19 protein-coding genes are annotated in these 18,416 nt (G+C 72.9%); 13 read left to right on the forward strand and 6 right to left on the reverse strand.

The window, feature by feature from the left end; all coding sequences use genetic code 11:
* Positions 1–79: 79 nt before the first annotated feature.
* Together ACK2IS_RS05735 and ACK2IS_RS05740 are read left to right on the forward strand one after the other, a co-directional pair.
* A complete protein-coding gene (locus ACK2IS_RS05735) occupies positions 80–376 on the forward strand; it encodes a hypothetical protein (protein WP_409485187.1) in 297 nt (98 codons plus the stop codon).
* A gap of 93 nt (positions 377–469) precedes the next feature.
* The gene (locus ACK2IS_RS05740) at positions 470–1,216 is read left to right on the forward strand and encodes an alpha/beta hydrolase (RefSeq protein ID WP_409485188.1); all 747 of its coding nucleotides are present in this window, start codon (positions 470–472) and stop codon (positions 1,214–1,216) included.
* Positions 1,217–1,288: 72 nt separating this feature from the next.
* Here ACK2IS_RS05740 and ccrA read toward each other — a convergent pair whose 3' ends face one another.
* On the reverse strand, positions 1,289–2,626 hold the full coding sequence (gene ccrA, locus ACK2IS_RS05745) for a crotonyl-CoA carboxylase/reductase (protein WP_409485637.1): 1,338 nt from the start codon (positions 2,624–2,626) through the stop codon (positions 1,289–1,291).
* Between the two features lie 145 nt (positions 2,627–2,771).
* On the opposite strand from ccrA, the gene ACK2IS_RS05750 reads away from it, so the two are divergent.
* Positions 2,772–3,629: a polysaccharide deacetylase family protein gene (locus tag ACK2IS_RS05750; protein ID WP_409485189.1), complete on the forward strand. Its 858-nt coding sequence runs from the start codon at positions 2,772–2,774 to the stop codon at positions 3,627–3,629.
* Between the two features lie 72 nt (positions 3,630–3,701).
* Here the strand turns inward: ACK2IS_RS05750 and mce are convergent, their stop codons facing one another.
* Positions 3,702–4,148 carry a methylmalonyl-CoA epimerase gene (gene mce / locus ACK2IS_RS05755; RefSeq protein ID WP_409485190.1) on the reverse strand — a complete coding sequence of 149 codons (447 nt, stop codon included), beginning with the start codon at positions 4,146–4,148 and terminating at the stop codon, positions 3,702–3,704.
* A gap of 181 nt (positions 4,149–4,329) precedes the next feature.
* Between mce and ACK2IS_RS05760 the strand changes: the two genes are divergently transcribed.
* The 8 genes from ACK2IS_RS05760 to ACK2IS_RS05795 all read left to right on the forward strand — a co-directional run bounded on the left by ACK2IS_RS05760 (position 4,330) and on the right by ACK2IS_RS05795 (position 12,822).
* Complete coding sequence (locus ACK2IS_RS05760) at positions 4,330–5,529, forward strand: acetyl-CoA C-acetyltransferase (RefSeq protein WP_409485191.1); 1,200 nt, start codon at positions 4,330–4,332, stop codon at positions 5,527–5,529.
* 70 nt (positions 5,530–5,599) lie between these two features.
* Positions 5,600–6,559 carry a methylmalonyl Co-A mutase-associated GTPase MeaB gene (gene meaB, locus ACK2IS_RS05765; protein WP_409485192.1) on the forward strand — a complete coding sequence of 320 codons (960 nt, stop codon included), beginning with the start codon at positions 5,600–5,602 and terminating at the stop codon, positions 6,557–6,559.
* 116 nt (positions 6,560–6,675) lie between these two features.
* A complete protein-coding gene (locus ACK2IS_RS05770) occupies positions 6,676–7,434 on the forward strand; it encodes a DUF4184 family protein (protein ID WP_409485193.1) in 759 nt (252 codons plus the stop codon).
* 20 nt (positions 7,435–7,454) lie between these two features.
* Positions 7,455–7,766 carry an MTH1187 family thiamine-binding protein gene (locus ACK2IS_RS05775; protein WP_409485194.1) on the forward strand — a complete coding sequence of 104 codons (312 nt, stop codon included), beginning with the start codon at positions 7,455–7,457 and terminating at the stop codon, positions 7,764–7,766.
* Positions 7,767–7,806: 40 nt separating this feature from the next.
* Complete coding sequence (locus ACK2IS_RS05780; protein WP_409485195.1) at positions 7,807–9,318, forward strand: hypothetical protein; 1,512 nt, start codon at positions 7,807–7,809, stop codon at positions 9,316–9,318.
* A gap of 32 nt (positions 9,319–9,350) precedes the next feature.
* Positions 9,351–9,923, forward strand: coding sequence for a MarR family winged helix-turn-helix transcriptional regulator (locus ACK2IS_RS05785; protein WP_409485196.1), 573 nt, complete (start codon positions 9,351–9,353; stop codon positions 9,921–9,923).
* 32 nt (positions 9,924–9,955) lie between these two features.
* Positions 9,956–11,758, forward strand: coding sequence for a methylmalonyl-CoA mutase (locus tag ACK2IS_RS05790; RefSeq protein WP_409485197.1), 1,803 nt, complete (start codon positions 9,956–9,958; stop codon positions 11,756–11,758).
* Positions 11,759–11,880: 122 nt separating this feature from the next.
* Positions 11,881–12,822 carry a co-chaperone YbbN gene (locus ACK2IS_RS05795; RefSeq protein ID WP_409485198.1) on the forward strand — a complete coding sequence of 314 codons (942 nt, stop codon included), beginning with the start codon at positions 11,881–11,883 and terminating at the stop codon, positions 12,820–12,822.
* A gap of 67 nt (positions 12,823–12,889) precedes the next feature.
* On the opposite strand, the gene ACK2IS_RS05800 is transcribed toward ACK2IS_RS05795, so the two are convergent.
* From ACK2IS_RS05800 to pgm, 4 genes are all read right to left on the reverse strand, one after another.
* Positions 12,890–13,744 carry a hypothetical protein gene (locus ACK2IS_RS05800; protein WP_409485199.1) on the reverse strand — a complete coding sequence of 285 codons (855 nt, stop codon included), beginning with the start codon at positions 13,742–13,744 and terminating at the stop codon, positions 12,890–12,892.
* Positions 13,745–13,761: 17 nt separating this feature from the next.
* A complete protein-coding gene (locus ACK2IS_RS05805; RefSeq protein ID WP_409485200.1) occupies positions 13,762–14,547 on the reverse strand; it encodes an inositol monophosphatase family protein in 786 nt (261 codons plus the stop codon).
* 158 nt (positions 14,548–14,705) lie between these two features.
* Entirely contained in the window at positions 14,706–14,909 is a 204-nt protein-coding gene (locus ACK2IS_RS05810) for a hypothetical protein (RefSeq protein WP_409485201.1), read from the reverse strand.
* A complete protein-coding gene (gene pgm, locus ACK2IS_RS05815) occupies positions 14,906–16,570 on the reverse strand; it encodes a phosphoglucomutase (alpha-D-glucose-1,6-bisphosphate-dependent) (RefSeq protein ID WP_409485202.1) in 1,665 nt (554 codons plus the stop codon). The genes ACK2IS_RS05810 and pgm overlap by 4 nt, the downstream gene beginning before the upstream one ends.
* 177 nt (positions 16,571–16,747) lie before the next feature.
* Here pgm and ACK2IS_RS05820 point away from each other — a divergent pair, with 177 nt between their 5' ends.
* Together ACK2IS_RS05820 and ACK2IS_RS05825 are read left to right on the forward strand one after the other, a co-directional pair.
* Entirely contained in the window at positions 16,748–17,722 is a 975-nt protein-coding gene (locus tag ACK2IS_RS05820; protein ID WP_409485203.1) for a permease, read from the forward strand.
* Entirely contained in the window at positions 17,719–18,399 is a 681-nt protein-coding gene (locus ACK2IS_RS05825) for a TIGR03943 family putative permease subunit (RefSeq protein ID WP_409485204.1), read from the forward strand. Before ACK2IS_RS05820 ends, ACK2IS_RS05825 begins: the two co-directional genes overlap by 4 nt.
* Positions 18,400–18,416 lie beyond the last annotated feature (17 nt).

Genomic DNA, 18,416 nt, shown 5'->3' on the forward strand with positions numbered 1-18,416 from the left:
AGGTCCGCCGCCGAGGCGGGCCGGTGACGGCGTCCTGGCACCCGGACCACCACGACGACGGGTTTGCGACAATGGCGTCATGCCCCGCGCGAACCGACGCTCCGACCAGCACGTGCCGCTGGCGGTCGGACGGCTCGCCGGCATGGAGCGGCGCGAGGAGCACCCCGACGGGGCCTGGATGGTGCGGACCGTGCGGGGAGCGGCCAACGGCAAGGTCTATCGCTGCCCCGGCTGCCAGCAGGAGCTGCCCGACTCGCTGCCGCACGTGGTGGCCTGGCCGGCGGAGGGGCTGCGGGGCTTGCCGGACCGGCGGCACTGGCACCAGGGGTGCTGGGCCGCGCGCAACCACCGGCACCTGCCCGGGCGCCGCCGCTGACACCCGTGGGCACGGCGTGCCGGCCCCGCGGGCGGGCGTGCCCGGCGCCTGCTCCCGGCATACGACCTGACCACCACCACCGACGAGGAACCCATGGCTGAGCACGAGATCCGCGCCAACACGATCCTGCCCGCGCGGCGGGAGGCGATCGAGCTGCACACGGCGGACGGACTCACCCTCGTCGGCGAGCTCGCCCTGCCCCTGGAGCGGGACCCGGTCGCGACGCTGGTGACGCTGCACCCGCTGCCCACGCACGGCGGCTTCATGGACAGCCACGTCTACAAGAAGGCGTCCTACCGGCTGCCCGCGCTCGCGGACATCGCCGTGCTGCGGTTCAACACGCGGGGGACGAGCTCGCCGCGGGGCACGTCGGAGGGGGCCTTCGACAATGCCGACGGCGAGCGCTTCGACGTCGCGGCGGCGATCGAGTATGCCGAGTTCCACGAGAGCCCCGTGCTCCCGCACCGGTGGCTGGTCGGGTGGTCCTTCGGCACCGACCTGACCCTGATGTACGGCCTGGACCCCTCGATCGACGGGGCCGTCCTGCTCAGCCCCCCGCTGCGGTGGACCCGGCCCGAGCACCTGCGCGAGTGGGCCGTGGACGGGCGGCCGCTGGTGGCGCTGGTGCCTGAGCACGACGACTACCTGCAGCCGCAGGCGGCGCGGGAGAGGTTCGCGGTGGTGCCGCAGGCCGAGGTCGTCGGCATCGACGGGTGCAAGCACCTGTGGGTGGGGGAGACCTACGTGCGACGGGCGCTGGACGAGATCGTGGCCCGGGTGCGGCCCGGCTTCGGTCCGCTGCCGACGACGTATGCCGGTGAGGTCGCCGAGGGGGCCTGACGCCGGCCGGTCACGCAGGTCGGGGCCCGGGTCGCCAGCTGCGACCCGGGCCCCGGTGATGGCGGCGCGCGGTCAGACGTGGCGGAAGCGGTCGATCTCGGTCTGCAGCTGGTCGCGCAGCTGCGGGTTGCTGACGCCGAGACCCTCCTCGGGGGCCAGGGTGAGGACACCGACCTTGCCCTGGTGGGCGTTGCGGTGGACGTCCAGGGCGGCCTGGCCCACGTCCTCCAGGGCATAGGTCTCCGACAGCGTGGGGTGGATCAGACCGCGGCGGATCAGCGAGTTGGCCTCCCACGCCTCGCGGTAGTTGGCGAAGTGCGAGCCGATGATCGACTTGAGGTTCATCCACAGGTAGCGGTTGTCGAACTCGTGCAGGTATCCCGAGGTCGAGGCGCAGGTGACGATCGTGCCGCCCTTGCGGGTGACGTAGACCGAGGCGCCGAAGGTCTCGCGACCGGGGTGCTCGAACACGATGTCCGGGTCGTGGCCGTGGGTGAGCTCGCGGATCTTGGCCCCGAAGCGCTTCCACTCCTTGGGGTCCTGCGTGTGCTCGTCCTTCCAGAAGCGGTAACCCTCGGCGTTGCGGTCGATCACGAGCTCGGCGCCCATCTTGCGGCAGATCTCGGCCTTCTCCGGCGAGGAGACGACGCAGATCGGGGTGGCCCCGCCGGCGAGCGCCATCTGCGTGGCGTAGGAGCCCAGCCCACCGGACGCACCCCAGATCAGGACCCGGTCGCCGAGCTTCATGCCCGCGCCGTTGCGGGAGATCAGCTGGCGGTAGGCCGTGGAGTTGACCAGGCCGGGGGAGGCCGCCTCCTCCCAGGTGAGGTGCTCGGCCTTGGGCATGAGCTGGTTGGCCTTGACGATGGCCAGCTCGGCCAGGCCGCCGAAGTTGGTCTCGAAGCCCCAGATCCGCTGCTCGGGGTCGAGCATGGTGTCGTCGTGGCCGTCGTGGTGCTCGAGCTCGACGGACAGGCAGTGGGCGACGACCTCCGTGCCGGGCTGCCAGATGTGCACGCCCGGGCCGGTGCGCAGGACGACGCCCGCGAGGTCGGACCCGACGATGTGGTAGGGCAGGTCGTGCCGCTTCGCGGCCGCCGAGGTGCGGCCGTAGCGCTCCAGGAACCCGAACGTGGGGACCGGCTCGAAGATCGAGGTCCACACCGTGTTGTAGTTGATCGAGCTGGCCATGACGGCGACGAGGGCCTCGCCCGGGGCGAGCTCGGGCAGGGGCACCTCGTCGAGGTGGAGGCTCTCGCGGGGATCCTTGTCGCGGCTGGCGCGGCCCTCGAACATCCCGACCTCGTCCTTGTGCACGGTCACCGCGCGGTAGGACTCCGGCAGGTCCAGACCGGCGTAGGTCTCGTCGGTGCGGTCGCCGCTCATGATGGCGTCGCGGATGGCGATCATGCGGTCGTTCGTCATCTCTGGCTCCTTGGCAGGGCACCACCGTGTGCCTGTCCGTTCGACGGTACTGGCGCGTCGGGAGGGCTACCAGGAGTTGAGAGGCCCCTCACAACGGTGACCTCCGTCACGGGGTGCCTACGATGGGTGGGTGGAAGGTGCGGATCCAGGGCGGGGCCCCGGTGGGCGGGGAGACCGGCAGGAGCCGGTCCCCGCTCCCGGCATACCTCGGCGGACGATCCTGGTCGGCTCGGCGCTGTGCGCCCTGTCCGGTGTCGGGCTGGCGGTGGTGCAGGACGGTCGGCTCGAGCTGGCGTATGGCGGCCCGACGACCTCCCCGCAGGCGCGGCGGGCGGCAGATCCCCGCTGCATCAACGCCGTTCGCACCTCCCGCCCATGGGTGGCGCTGACCTTCGACGACGGGCCGGACCCGGCCTACACCCCTGCGGTGCTCGACCTGCTGCGGCGGTATGCCGCCCGCGCGACCTTCTTCCTCGTCGGGACCAACGCCGCGGCCCATCCCGATCTCGTCGCCCGGATCCGCCGCGAGGGGCACCTCGTGGCCAACCACACGCACGACCACCCGGACCTGACCGCGATCCCGGCGCCCGAGGCGGGCGACCAGATCCGGCGGGGGCGCGCCGCGGTGACGGCCACGGCGGGGTCGGCGGGGGAGCCGTGGCTGCTGCGACCGCCGGTCGGGCGGACCAGCCGGGCCGTCGCGGGGCAGGCGCACGCGGCGGGGGAGCGGCAGGTCTTCTGGACCGACTGCCTGGAGGCCACCCTGCACGCCGGTGCCGCGGCAGGGGGTCGGGCGCTCGGCGAGAGTCTCGCGCCCGGTGCGGTGGTCCTGGCCCACGACGGCGGGCACGTCGCCGGGCGGTGGGCCCAGACCTACGACCGCAGCGCGACGGTAGAGGCGCTGCCGCACCTGCTGGCAGCGCTTCGCGCCCGGGGGCTGACCTCGGTGACGGTGGCCGAGATCGCGGCGGCCGGCACGGTCCGCTAGCTCGTCCACACGACGAAGCGCCCACCCCCGGTGGGGGACGGGCGCTCCGTCGTACGGGCTGGGGGCAGGACCTCAGTGCATGCCGCCCGGCGCGGGCTCGACCAGCTCGACGAGGACGCCACCGGCGTCCTTGGGGTGGATGAAGTTGATGCGGGAGCCGGCGGTGCCGCGCTTGGGCTCGGGGTAGAGCAGGCGCAGGCCGCGCTCCTTGAGCGTGGCGCACACGTCGTCGATGGACTCGACGCGGTAGGCCATCTGCTGCATGCCGACGCCGCTCTTGTCGATGAACTTCGCGATGGTGCTCTGCTCGTCGAGGGGAGCGAGGAGCTGGATGTGGGAGGTCGAGTCGCCGACCGCCATCATCGCCTCGGCGACGCCCTGCTCCTCGTTGACCTCGCGGTGGGCCATCCTCATGCCGTACTTGGTCTCGTAGAACTCGATGGCCTCGTCGAGGTCACGGACGGCGATGCCGACGTGGTCGATGTGCGTGAACAGTCCCTGCAGGTCGTTGTCAGCCATGGCTCCAGCCTAGGACCCCTGGTCCGGAGCGACCCAGCCGGGGTCGGTCGCGACAGGCGTATGACGAGAGTCACGACGGCGCCCACCAGCCACCACCTGGGCGTCGTGCTCCTCCCTGGTGCTGCTGGCTATGGTGGGGTTGCACAGACCTCACCCACCATCGCTGCTGGAGGCCTCACCCATGTCCGCTGCATCCACCCCGTCGGTCATCGTCGCCGGCGCCCGCACGCCCATGGGGAGGCTCATGGGCTCCCTCAAGGGCTTCAGCGGAGCCGACCTCGGCGCCGTCGCCATCAAGGGAGCTCTCGACCGGGCCGGGGTCAACCCGGAGCAGGTCGAGTACGTCATCATGGGCCAGGTGCTCGGTGCCGGCGTCGGTCAGATCCCCGCCCGCCAGGCCGCGGCCAAGGCCGGCATCCCGATGACCGTCCCCGCGCTCACGGTCAACAAGGTCTGCCTGTCCGGCATGGACGCCATCGCGCTGGCCGACCAGCTCATCCGCGCCGGCGAGTTCGAGATCGTCGTGGCCGGCGGCCAGGAGTCGATGACCAACGCCCCGCACCTGCTGCCCAAGTCCCGTGACGGCTTCAAGTACGGCGACACCACGCTCGCCGACTCGATGATCGTGGACGGACTGTGGGACGTCTTCACCGAGCAGCCGATGGGCCTGCTGACCGAGGCCGAGAACGTCGACGAGAACGCCGTGTCCCGCGAGGAGCAGGACGCCTTCGCCGCGCGCTCGCACCAGCTGGCCGCCAAGGCCTGGGCCGACGGCAGCTTCGAGGACGAGGTCGTCCCGGTGACGATCCCCCAGCGCAAGGGCGACCCCATCGAGCTCAAGACCGACGAGGGGGTCCGCGCCGAGACCACCGCCGAGTCCCTGGGCAAGCTGCGTCCGGCGTTCAGCAAGGACGGCACCATCACGGCCGGCTCCGCGTCGCAGATCTCCGACGGCGCCTGCGCGGTCGTCGTGATGAGCAAGGCCAAGGCCGAGGAGCTGGGCCTGGAGTGGCTGGCGGAGATCGGCGCGCACGGGAACGTCGCCGGTCCCGACTCGACCCTGCAGCTGCAGCCGGCCAACGCCATCGAGGCGGCCTGCCGCAAGGAGGGCATCGACCCCAAGGACCTCGACCTGGTCGAGATCAACGAGGCCTTCGCCGCCGTCGGCATCGCGTCGGCCCGTCACCTCGGCCTGGACGAGGACAAGATCAACGTCAACGGCGGCGCCATCGCCCTCGGACACCCGCTCGGCATGTCCGGGGCGCGGGTCGTCCTGACGCTGGCCCTCGAGCTCAAGCGGCGCGGTGGCGGCACCGGCGTGGCCGCCCTGTGCGGCGGCGGAGGTCAGGGCGACGCCCTGATCGTCAAGGTCGCGAAGTAAGACCCTGCTGCGCGGGCGCCTCCTGCCGAGGCGTCCGCGCGGCCCCCTACCTTCGGAGGAGCAGCCCACCGTGTCCCGTCAGGTCGACATCCCGTCCCTCGTCGAGCAGGCCCGAGCCGGGGCCCCCCGAGCCGTCGCGCGGCTCGTCTCGATGGTCGAGGACGCCCACCCGGCCCTGCGGGAGGTGATGGCTGCGCTGGCGCCCTACACCGGCCACGCCCACATCGTCGGGATCACCGGGTCGCCGGGCGTCGGCAAGTCGACCTCGACCAACGCGCTGGTCACCGAGCTGCGCAGGCGTGACCTGCGCGTCGGCGTGCTGGCGGTGGACCCCTCCTCGCCCTTCTCGGGCGGCGCGCTCCTCGGCGACCGGATCCGGATGGCCGACCACGTCCTGGACCCCCAGGTCTACATCCGCTCGATGGCCTCCCGCGGTCACCTCGGCGGGCTGTCCTGGACGACCCCGCAGGCCCTGCGCGTCCTGGACGCGGCCGGCTGCGACGTGATCCTGGTCGAGACCGTCGGCGTCGGCCAGAGCGAGGTCGAGATCGTCGGGCTGGCGGACACCACCATCGTGCTGCTGGCGCCCGGGATGGGTGACGGGATCCAGGCCGCCAAGGCCGGCATCCTGGAGATCGGCGACGTCTTCGTGGTCAACAAGGCCGACCGCGACGGTGCCGACAACACCGTCCGCGACATCCGCCACATGATCTCCCTCGGCGACCGCACCGAGGCCGGCCTGTGGCGCCCGCCCGTGGTCAAGACCGTCGCCCACAAGCACGAGGGCGTCGGGGAGGTCGTGGAGGCGCTCGACAAGCACCTGGCCTGGATGCAGGACAAGGGCGAGCTGCGACGTCGCCGGACCCGTCGGGCCGCCGACGAGATCGAGTCGATCGTCATCACCTCGCTGCGCGAGCGGATGGGCGACCTGCGCGGCTCCCACGGGATCGAGGCGCTCGCCTCCGCCGTGGTGGACGGGCAGAGCGATCCCTATCGCGCGGCCGACCAGGTGCTCGCGGACCTGACCTGAGACCGCGGCAGGCCTCCGGGACGAGGCGGGGTCGGCCCCGCGGACCGGTCCAGGCGCGGGGCCGGGCGGCTGCCGAGCGCCCTGCACGACATACGCCTGGTGGTTAGGCTGCCTGGGTGCCGTTCACGCTCGCTCACCCCGCCGTGGTGCTGCCCCTGCGTCGGTCGCACCTGCCGCTGGCGGCCCTCGTGGCCGGGTCGTTGTCGCCGGACGTGCCGATCTACGTCCCGGGCGGAGTGCTGGGCACCCGGGACGAGGCCCACTCGTGGACCCACACGTGGCTGGGGCTCGTGGCCTTCTGCGTGCCCGTCGCGCTCATGATGACCGCCGTGTGGGGCTACTACCTGCGCGCCCCGGTCCGGGACGCGCTGCCCGACTGGTGCCGCGCCCGGATGCCCGGCCGCCCACCGGGCCTGGACCGGAGCTACTGGCTGTGGTCCCTGCCCGCCGTGCTGGTGGGGTCGCTGTCGCACCTGGCCTGGGACCAGCTCACCCACGAGCCGTCCTGGCTGACCGGCCACGTGCCCGCCCTCGCCATGCCGGTCGGCGGGCTCCCGGTGGCCCGGTGGCTGATGTACCTCTGCTCGGTCCTCGGCCTCGTCGCCATCTGCCGGACCGCCCACCACGACCTGGCCCGGCGCCATCCTGACCTCGTCGTCCGGCGCGTGCCCTCCGTCGCCGCGCTCCTGCTGCCCCTGCCGGCGGCGGTGGGCGCCCTCGGCGCGTTCTACCAGCTCGTCACCATCGGCCCCTACATGGGGGCTCACGCCATCGCGTACCACATGCTCACCGCCGCCGTCGCGTCCGCTGCCGCTCTCGTGGTGGTCCTCGCGGGAGCCTGGCACGGGGTCACCCTGCTCGACCGGACGGCCTGACCGAGAGGTACCTTCGCCTCATGCTCTTCGCCTTCTCCATCGCCCCCGCCACCGCCTCCGACGAGTCCGGCTCGGTCTCCGACGCCGTGGCCGACGTCGTCCGGGTCGTCCGCGACTCCGGCCTGCCGCACCGCACCGACGCGATGTTCACCACCGTCGAGGGCGAGTGGGACGAGTGCCTGGCCGTGATCAAGGCCGCCTGCGAGGCGTGCGCCGAGCACAGCCCCCGCGTCTCGCTGGTGCTCAAGGCCGACCTGCGTCCGGGGCGGACGGGCGAGCTCGACGGCAAGCTGGAGCGACTCGAGGCCAAGATCGCCGCCCGTCGGGGCTGATCGACCCCCACGCGCCGCTGTCCGGCCCGGGTGACCGCCGATGAACCATCTCCTGGTGGTGGCGCTGGGCCTGGTCCTCGCGGCGGTGGTGAGGTGGACGAGGGGACGGCTCAGAGCATGCCACGCTCATGCCTGGGTCGCGGGTGACCGCCGCGAGATGGTGGCGCTGCTCGTCGACGAGCGGGCCGGCCTGGACCGGACGGGTAGCGTCGCGGTCGTCGGCGAGGAGCTCGAGTGGTCCTGCGACATCTGGCGCTGGCGCACCCCGCTGCACCTGCCGGAGGACACGGTGCGCACCGTGCTGGAGGACGGGCACCGCCAGGAGATCTGGGTGCTGGACGTCTGTCACGGTCCCGACGGGCGGCGCCTGCTCGTGGGGGTCCCGCTGGCTGCGGTCGAGGCCCTGGACAGCTTCCGTCGGTCCTCGCACCCGACGGGAGCCCACCGGGCCTCGACCGGCGGACCGGCCCCGGGCCGCCGGGTGAGGTCCCGACCCGCCCAGGTCGCCGCCGGTCTCGCAGCGCTCTGCCTGCTCGGCTCCGCGCTCCTGTGGCCGGTCTGGCTGACCGGCGTCGACGTGACCGCTCGCGTCGAGGAGACCCCGCAGCACGGCAGCTGCCTGGTGAGCTGGGTGGATCCGCGGACTGCGGACCGGGTGTCCGGGATCCACGTCGACTGCTCCGAGCACGAGGGCCGGCCCATCCGGGCCGGCGACCCGATCCGGGTGCGCGCGCACACCGGACTCCTGCGTGGGGAGGGCGCGTCCTACGAAGGGCTGTCCAGCTTCCTGAGGTTCTGGGCGCCAGGCCTGGGGATCGGCTTGCTCGCCCTGGCCGGGTGGCTGCGCGCACGGGCCCGGGCACGCCTCGAGGAGGTCCGTGCGATCAGCCTGCGCCCGGTCCTCGCGATCACCACGCCACCGTCCACCCCGCTGGCCCGCGACCCGCTGGTGCGGCGTGCTCTCGAGCTGTCCGCGCAGGAGGGCTGGGACGACGAGGGCGATCCGGACCCGGAGCCGCTCTCCCTGGAGGAGGTGCGCTCCTGGTCCGGCCAGTTCTGGCTGACCCTGGCGGCCGGTGGCTGGTGGGTGGTGCTGGTCCTGGCCGCGCTGACGGCCGCGCTGACGACCGTCGGGGCGGACGCCCGTCGATGGGCGCCGCTGAGCGCGCTCGCCCTGCTGCTCGCGCTCGCGGTCCAGGCCGTGCGGGTGTGCCGGGCACGCCGCAGCCTCGAGCGCCTGCTGGCCGCGCCGTGGGCGCAGTCCCGCACCGTGGTCGGACTACCCCTCGGTCCCGGAGCGGATGCGGTGCTCGTGATGGTGGGGGAGCAGCCCACCTGGATCGTCGAGGTCGCCGGTCGCCCGCCGCGCCAGGCGGTGCTGCAGGTGCGTGGCGAGCTGACCGAGGGAGGGCGGATCGAGCTGCGCAGCCCGCGAGGCACCTGGGTGGCCACCTCGCCCGTCGCGCGGGTGGATCGAGCGGCGCTGGCGGATCTGCTCGACGAGGTGGCGGGGGAGCCCCCGCCCTGGGGTCACGGCGGCGACGCGCGGTGACGCCCACCCGGCCGCGCCTCTATCCTGCGCGGGTGACCCCGCTCAACCTGCCCTTCGACCCGATCGCCCGCGCCGAGCTGACCTGGCGGGAGCGGTGGGGCGACGGGGCACCCGCCACCCAGATGGCGACGGCCACCAGCCTGTTGCGGGTCGCGCAGGTGCTGACCATGCAGTTCGATCAGGCATGCGCCCGGCACGGGCTGACCTTCGCGCGCTACGAGGCGCTGGTGCTGCTGGCCTTCGCCCGGGCGAGCGGGCTGCCGATGACGCGCATCGGGGAGCGGCTGATGGTGCACCCGACGAGTGCGACGAGCATCGTGCAGCGGCTCGAGACCCAGGGTTTCGTGCGGCGGGTGCCCAACCCTGACGACGGCCGGGGCACCCTCGCCCAGATCACGGACGCCGGCCACGCGGTCATGGAGGCGGCGACGGCCGACCTGCACGCCCTCGGCTTCGGGCTGGACGTCCTGGACCAGGGCGAGCACGAGCAGCTCTTCGGCGTGCTGCGCCGGGTCCGGGTGGCGGCAGGGGACTTCGCCGACGCCGACGATCCGGCCGAGGCCGCCGACACCGCCGTCGCCGAGCCGGAGCGCGCCGGGCACTGACAACTACTAGGACGTCCACGTATGTTGTCGCCATGACGATCCAGGAGACTCAGCGCAGCGACTCCACCACCCCCGAGCACCGCAGCCAGGGCCGCAGCCGGTGGCGGGCACGGTATGACGAGGCAGTGGCCAAGGGCCGCATCCGCCAGGCCGACTTCACCACCCTGTCCGGCCTCGAGGTCGAGCCGGTCTACGGCCCCACCGACGAGCAGGCGGCCGCCGACGAGCGCATGGACCGCATCGGCTGGCCCGGCGAGTTCCCCTACACCCGCGGGCTGCACGCGACCGGCTATCGCGGGCGCACCTGGACGATCCGGCAGTTCGCCGGGTTCGGCAACGCGGTGCAGACCAACGAGCGCTACAAGATGATCCTCGCGCGCGGCGGCGGCGGGCTGTCCGTGGCCTTCGACATGCCCACGCTGATGGGGCGCGACTCGGACGACCCGATGAGCCTCGGCGAGGTGGGGCACTGCGGCGTCGCCGTCGACTCCGCCGCCGACATGGACATCCTGTTCAGCGACATCCCCATGGGCGAGACCACCACGTCGATGACGGTGTCCGGGCCGGCCGTCCCCGTGTTCTGCATGTACCTCGTGGCCGCCGAGCGTCAGGGCGTCGACGTGGGCACCCTCAACGGCACCCTGCAGACGGACATCTTCAAGGAGTACATCGCCCAGAAGGAGTGGCTCTTCGCGCCGGAGCCGCACCTGCGCCTCATCGGCGACCTGATGGAGTACTGCGACCAGAGCATCAAGGCCTACAAGCCGCTCTCGGTCTCCGGCTACCACATCCGCGAGGCCGGGGCGACGGCGGCGCAGGAGCTGGCCTTCACCCTCGCGGACGGCTTCGGCTACGTCGAGCTGGGGCTGTCCCGCGGGCTGGACGTCAACTCCTTCGCGCCGGGCCTGTCCTTCTTCTTCGACGCCCACGTGGACTTCTTCGAGGAGATCGCGAAGTTCCGTGCCGCGCGGCGCATCTGGGCTCGCTGGATGCGGGACGTGTATGGCGCGACGAGCGAGAAGGCCATGCAGCTGCGCTTCCACACCCAGACCGCCGGGGTCTCGCTGACCGCGCAGCAGCCCTACAACAACGTGGTGCGCACCGCCGTCGAGGCGCTCGCGGGCGTCCTGGGGGGCACCAACTCGCTGCACACCAACGCCCTGGACGAGACCCTGGCCCTGCCGACCGAGCAGTCGGCCGAGATCGCCCTGCGCACCCAGCAGGTGATCATGGAGGAGACGGGCGTCACGAACGTCGCCGACCCGCTGGGCGGTTCGTGGTACGTCGAGGCGCTGACCGACCGCATCGAGGCCGAGGCGGAGGCGATCTTCACCCGCATCCTGTCGATGGGCACGACCCGGGTCGACTCGACGGACAAGCCGCGCCTGGCCGAGGCGGTGCGCGAGGCCGTGCGGTCCGGAGCGGACGCGCCCGGCATGCCGATGACCTCGGGGATCCTGCACGGGATCGAGGAGGGGTGGTTCATGCTCGAGATCGGCGACGCGGCCTTCCGCCACCAGATCGCGCTGGAGGAGGGGACCAAGAAGATCGTCGGCGTCAACTGCCTCACCGAGTCGGTCAGCTCCGAGCTGGACATCCTGCGGGTCTCGCACGAGGTGGAGCGTGAGCAGGTGGCGGCCCTCGGCCGGCGCCGGGCCGGGCGCAACGAGGACATCGCCCGTGACGCCGTCAAGCGGATGGTCGAGGTCTCCCGCACGAGCGACAACATGATCCCGGCCATGCTCGACGCCGTCCGCGCCGAGGCGACGCTGGGCGAGATCTGCGACGCCCTGCGTGAGGAGTGGGGCAGCTACCGCGAGCCTGCTCGCTTCTGAAGACCTACCGGGGGCGGTCGGATCGGCCTGGGCTACGCGCCCAGGCGAGTCCGACCGCCCCCGGTAGGTCGCAGCGGCGCCGGTTTTCGCCATACCTGCGCGGCTGCGACAGAATGAGCCGTATGACGAGCCAGCCGTTCCCCGGCGCCGCTGCACGTGGCGCGGTCGACCTGTCCGGACTGTCCACCACCTCCGCGGGCGCGCCCCGGACGCCGGCCGGGCAGGGGGAGGCCCAGGCCCCGGCGCAGCCCACCGGCGGTTCGCGCGTCGTGGTCGAGGCCACCGACGCCACGATCCAGCAGATCATGCAGCAGTCGGTGAAGCACCCGGTCGTCCTGCTCGTGTGGAGCGGTCGTCAGGGCGGCGCCGAGACCGTGGCCGACTTCGCAGCCGTCGCCGAGGCGTCCGGCGGTCGCTTCCTGCTCGCCACCGTGGACGTCGACGCCTCGCCGGGGCTGGCCCAGGCCCTCGGCGTGCAGCAGATCCCGATGGCCGTGGGCCTGCTGCAGGGCCAGCCGGTCCCGCTCTTCGTCGGTCCGCAGCCCCGCGAGGTCATCCAGCGGTATGTCGACGAGCTGGCCAAGGTCGCCGTCGCGAACGGTGTCACCGGCCGGGTCGAGGGGGCGGACGACGGCGCCGAGCTACCGCCGCTGTCCCCGGAGCACGAGGAGGCCTATGCCGCCCTCGACCGGGGTGACTTCGACGCCGCCCGCGCGGCCTACGACAAGGCGCTCGCCAAGGACCCCAAGGACCGCGACGCCGCCATCGGCAGGGCCCAGGTCGACCTGCTCCAGCGCACCACGGGTGTCGACCTGCACGCCGCCCGCGCGGCGGCGGCCGCGGACCCGAGCGACGTCGACGCCCAGCTGCTCGTGGCCGACCTGGACGTCATGGGCGGCCACGTGGAGGACGCCTTCCTGCGCCTGGTGGACCTGGTCCGCACCCTGGCGGGTGACGACCGGGAGCGGGTGCGGCTGCACCTGGTCCAGCTCTTCGACGTCGTCGGGGCCGAGGACCCGCGGGTCAAGAAGGGGCGCACCGCCCTGATGTCCGCGCTCTTCTGAGCGGCGCGTCGCCGGGGCCGGTGGGGTCGCGGCGGGTCGTGGCCCTGGGCACGACCGGTTCCGGTGGTCAGCGCCCGGCCACCAGCCGCACCCGCTCAAGGTCGTCGGCCTCGCGTCGCCATGCGACCGCCCTGGTGCCCAGCGCCGCCGCCATCAGCTCGGCGACCTCGGCGGGCAGGGCGAACCGCGCCATCTCGACGAAGCATCCGCCCCCGGCGTCGACGGCCTCGCGCAGCCGGGTGAGCAGCAGTCGCAGCTGGGGCTCGGTCGGGGCCGGCAGGTAGTGCAGCGCGACCCACCGCCAGGTCACCGGCGCCGCCCGCAGCCAGCGGTAGGCGTCGCCGGTCTCGACGGTCAGGGAACGTGCGGCGAGCCGCCGGCACACCTCGGCGCCCACCGGGCTCAGCTCGACCATCGTCACCGGGTGGCGTGCAGGCACGGCCCGGGCGTGACGCCCCTCGCCGTCACCGAGCAGCAGGAGGCCACCGTCATCCGGTCGGCTCGTGGCCCACTCGACGAAACCCGGGGAGGGGTCCGTCAACGGCTGACGTCCCGTCAGGGCATAGCGACCGTCCCAGTGCCGGCGCGTGGCGACCAGCTCGGCCATCTCGGCCTCGGCGCACAGGAAGGGTGCGGCGTCCTGGGCCAGGTCGACGACCCGGGCCCGGCCTGCAGACCACGCCCGGTGCGCGAACGGCGCCGGCGCCACGACATACCCGCTGATCTGCGTGACCCCCGGCCCGGCCGGCTGGGCGTCGTGCAGCGACAGCGCGAGCTCCACCCGGTCCGCGGCGCCGATGAGCAGGGCGTACTCGCACGCGAAGAGCTCGTCCGCTGCCCCGGGCACGGTGAGCCGTAGCAGGCTCCCGGCCGGCAGGAGCGGATCGGTCTGCCGCCGCGGGAGGACCAGGATGCGGGGCACGCGAGGTCGGTTGCGGCTCAGCGCCGCTCGGCGGGCAGGCAGGTGCGCATCGCCGCGGCGACGTCGACCACCGCCGCCCGGGTGCCCGCCACGTGCCAGACGTGCTCGCCCACCTCGACCAGCTCGGTCACACCACCGGCGGCCTCGACCAGGGCGCGCCCGGGATACCAGTCCCAGGGGTGGCAGTCGGCCTGATACCACACCCCCAGCCGTCCGGCCGCCACCCACGACAGGTCCACCGACGCCGAGCCGAGCATCCGCACCGTGGCGCACCGCTTGGTCGCCTCGGCCCAGGGGGCGATCATCTCGGGCCGGTCGAAGCGGGTCGGGTGCAGGTAGGTCGCGGCACTGACCAGGGCGAGGGGCTGGTCCTCGATCGGGCTGACGGGCACGCCGTTGCGGCTCGTCGGGTGCTCGCGACCGCCGAGCCACAGCTCGTCGGTCTGCGGGTGGTAGACCGCGCCGAGCACCGGCCCGTCCTCGTCGACCAGGGCGAGCGCGGAGCACCAGTGGGTCATCCCACCGAGGAAGTTGTAGGTCCCGTCGACCGGGTCGATGTACCACGTCCGTCCCGTGACGCCGACCTCGCAGGTGCCCTCCTCGCCGATCATCGCGTCGTCGGGGCGCTCGGTGCGCAGCCGGGTGCTGACGAGCTCCTCGGCAGCGTGGTCGGCGGCGGTCACCACGTCGGAGACGGAGGTCTTGCGCTCGCCCTCGAGCCCCTCCGATCGCATCTGCAGGGCCAGGGTGCCCGCGGTGCGCACCAGGTCGGCGGCCAGCGCGAGGTCGTCGGCGAAGGTCATGCGGTCAGCCTAGCCGCGCGGGCGGATCCTGCCGTATGACGGCCCTGCGGGCGACGACGCGCCACGCCCGTCGGACGACACGCCTGCCGACGGACGCGCCCGCCGACCAGCCAGGGCCGACGGGCGCGGCATACCGCCATCGGGAGACGCGGGCGTGGTCAGTCGCCCTCGGCGGTCGCCCGCAGGCCGAAGCCCGCGAGGAGCAGCCCGGCGCCGCCCCACTGCAGCCCCTTGGCCAGCGAGCCGCGCAGCCACCACTGCCACTCCGGGCGCACGAGGAGCAGGACGCCGAGGCCGACGAGGCACAGGATCCCGAGGACGAGCAGCAGCGTGCCGGCGAGACGCCGGGTGCCCCCGGTCACCGGCCGAGGGCCGCGGAGACGACCTTCGCGGCCTCCTGCTGCACCTGCGCGAGGTGCTCGGGGCCCTGGAAGGACTCGGCGTAGATCTTGTAGACGTCCTCGGTGCCGGAGGGCCGCGCGGCGAACCACGCGGACTCGGTCGTCACCTTCAGGCCGCCGATGGCCGCGCCGTTCCCCGGCGCCTCGGTGAGCGTGGCGGTGATCGGCTCGCCGGCGAGGGTCCGGGCGGTGACGTCGTCGGGGGACAGGGCCTTGAGCCTGGCCTTCTGCTCCCGGTCGGCGGGGGCGTCGATGCGGGCGTAGGCCGGGTCGCCGTGCCGGCACACGAGCTCGGCGTAGTGCTGGGAGGGGGTCTTGCCCGTGGTGGCCAGGATCTCCGAGGCGAGCAGCGCCAGGATGATGCCGTCCTTGTCGGTGGACCACACCGTGCCGTCCTTGCGCAGGAAGCTCGCGCCGGCGGACTCCTCGCCGCCGAAGGGGCCGGAGCCGTCGAGCAGCCCGGGCACGAACCACTTGAACCCGACCGGCACCTCGACCAGGCGGCGGCCGAGGTCGGCGGCGACGCGGTCGATCATCGAGGAGGAGACGAGGGTCTTGCCGACGAATCCGTCGGCCGGCCACTGCGGGCGGGCGCCGCCGTAGAGGTACTGGATCGCCACGGCGAGGTAGTGGTTGGGGTTCATCAGGCCGCCGTCGGGGGTGACGATGCCGTGGCGGTCGGAGTCGGCGTCGTTGCCGGTGGCGATGTCGTAGGAGTCCTTCTGCGCGATCAGGCTCGCCATCGCCGAGGGGGAGGAGCAGTCCATCCGGATCTTCTCGTCCCAGTCCAGCGTCATGAACCGCCAGGTCGGGTCCACCAGCGGGTTGACGACGGTCAGCTCCAGGCCGTAGTGCTCGCCGATCGCCGCCCAGTAGTCGACCGCCGCGCCGCCGAGCGGGTCGGCGCCGATGCGGACCTTGGCGTCCTTGATGGCCTGCATGTCGATGACGTTCTCGAGGTCCTCGACGTAGATCCGCTTGAACTCGTAGGGCTCGCACTGGGGCCGCGCCTCCATGAACGGCACGCGGTGCACCCCCTCGAGCCCGGCCTTGAGGTACTCGTTGGCGCGGGCGGCGATCCAGCTCGTGGCGTCGGTGTCGGCCGGGCCGCCGTGCGGGGGGTTGTACTTGAAGCCGCCGTCGGTCGGCGGGTTGTGCGACGGCGTGACCACGATGCCGTCGGCGAGACCGCTGTCGGCGGGCAGGTCGTCGACGCCGCCGATCTTGTCCTTGTTGGCGCGCAGGATGGCGTGGCTGACGGCGGGGGTGGGGGTGTAGCGGTCCTCGGCGTCCACCAGCACGTGGACGTGGTTGGCGACGAGCACCTCGATCGCCGAGGCCCAGGCCGGCTCGGACAGGCCGTGCGTGTCGCGGCCGATGAACAGGGGGCCGTCGAAGCCCTGCTCGGTGCGGTAGTCCACGATCGCCTGGGTCGTCGCGAGGATGTGGTCCTCGTTGAAGGAGGTCTTCAGGCTCGACCCGCGGTGCCCGGAGGTCCCGAAGGCGACCTGCTGGTCGACGTCGTCCGGGGACGGCTTACCGGTGTAGTACGCCGTGACGAGGTGCGCCACGTCGACCAGGTCGCGGGGCTCTGCGGGTTGTCCAGCTCGGTTCGTGGTCATGGGCTCATCCTCGCAAGCGGACCGGTCTGCTGCACCTCGCGGGTCGGGCCGACTGTCGCCGACGAGCAGGTATGGCGGCGGGCTCGGTCTGTCACTACCATGCCTTAGCCCGCTGACCTGCGCCGATGTAGCGCAGGGTACGGCGGCGGTGACTCCCCGCTCGTGGAAGGCCTTGTCGTGGACCTGTCAGCCCTCCGCCGCAGCCCCCTGGCGCCGGCGTTGCTCCTGCTGGGGGTCCTCGCGGCCCTGGCCATGTGGTCCCGGGCGCCCGTCGCCGCGGTGATGTCCGGCCGACCCGCTCTCCAGGCCTGGCTGACGACGATGCTGTCCATGTCGGTGCAGGCCCTGCCCTTCCTGGTGCTGGGGGTGCTCCTGTCGGCGGCGATCAGCGTCCTCGTGCCGCCGCGGCTGCTGGAGCGCGCGCTGCCCGCCAACCCCGTGGCCGCGGTCCCCGTGGCCGGGACTGCCGGCATCCTGCTGCCCGGCTGCGAGTGCGCCTCGGTGCCGGTCAGCTCGGCGCTGATGCGCAGCGGGGTCGCCCCTGCCGTGGCGCTGACCTTCCAGCTCGCGGCACCGGCGGTCAACCCGGTCGTGCTCGCGTCGACCGCGGTGGCCTTCGGCGGCAGCTGGACCATGGTCACGGCCCGGTTCCTCGCGTCCTGGCTGACGGCCGTCGTCGTCGGTCTGGTGTGGATCAGGCTCGGCAAGGACCACGTGCTCGCGATCCGTGAGCGGCACGAGCACGAGCACGGTCGGTGGCGGGCGCTCATGGACGAGCTGTCCCACGACGTGCTGCAGGCCGGCGGCTATCTTGTCGTCGGCGCCATGATCGCCGCCACCCTCAACGTCGTCGTGCCGACCGAGTGGGTCGGCGCCGTCGCCGGCAACCCGGTGCTGTCGGTGCTGGCCCTCGCCTTCCTCGCGGTGATCGTCGCCGTCTGCTCGGAGGCCGATGCCTTCGTGGCCGCCGGGCTCTCGGCCTTCTCGCCGCTCGCCCAGCTGGCCTTCATGGTCGTGGGGCCGGTGGTCGACATCAAGCTGATCGCCATGCAGGTCGGGACCTACGGCAAGAAGTTCGCCCTGGTCTTCGTCCCCCTCACCCTCGTCGTCGCGCTCAACTGCGCCAACTGGATCGGAACCTTGCTGCTGTGAAGCGTCCTGTGCAAGCCGCCCTGCTGCTGGCCGTCGCGGTGACGACGGCGGGCATCGTCCTCAACGACACCTATCTCAACCTCGTCCGGCCGACGATGCGCTGGCCGCTGCTCGCGACCGCCGCCATCCTCGCCGCCTGCGGGGTGACGCTGCTGCTGGCCCCGGGGGACGACCACGGCCACGACCACCGCGCCTCCCGCATGGGGCTCGCCCTGGCCCTGCCCTTCGTCGCCATGGCGGTCGTGCCGATCACCCCCCTGACCTCGTGGTCGGCCGACCGCTCCCAGGTCGAGATGGGTGGGGACCCCTCGGGCACCTTCGACCCGCTCCCCGCTGACGAGGTCCTGTCGATGAACGTGTCGGACTTCGTGGACCGGGCGACCTTCGACAGCCAGTCCTCCCTGACCGGTCGCAAGGTGCGGCTCGTCGGCTTCGTGTCCCCGGACGGCGACGGGTGGGCGGTGACCCGCATCCGGGTCAAGTGCTGCGCGGCCGACGCCCGGCCGTTCAAGGTGGGCGTCGTGGGGACCCCGGCCCCGCCGAAGGACTCCTGGGTCGAGGTGGTCGGCACCTGGGTGGCTCGCCCGCCCTACTCCGGCGAGGGCCCGGTGACCTGGCCCCAGCTGCGGGACGCGGTCGTCAAGCCGGTGCCGGCGGAGCCCAACCCCTACGAGTGACCGTTTCCCCGGCCCGG

The sequence above is a fragment of the Arsenicicoccus dermatophilus genome (assembly GCF_046267915.1).
Lineage (GTDB): Bacteria > Actinomycetota > Actinomycetes > Actinomycetales > Dermatophilaceae > Arsenicicoccus > Arsenicicoccus dermatophilus_A.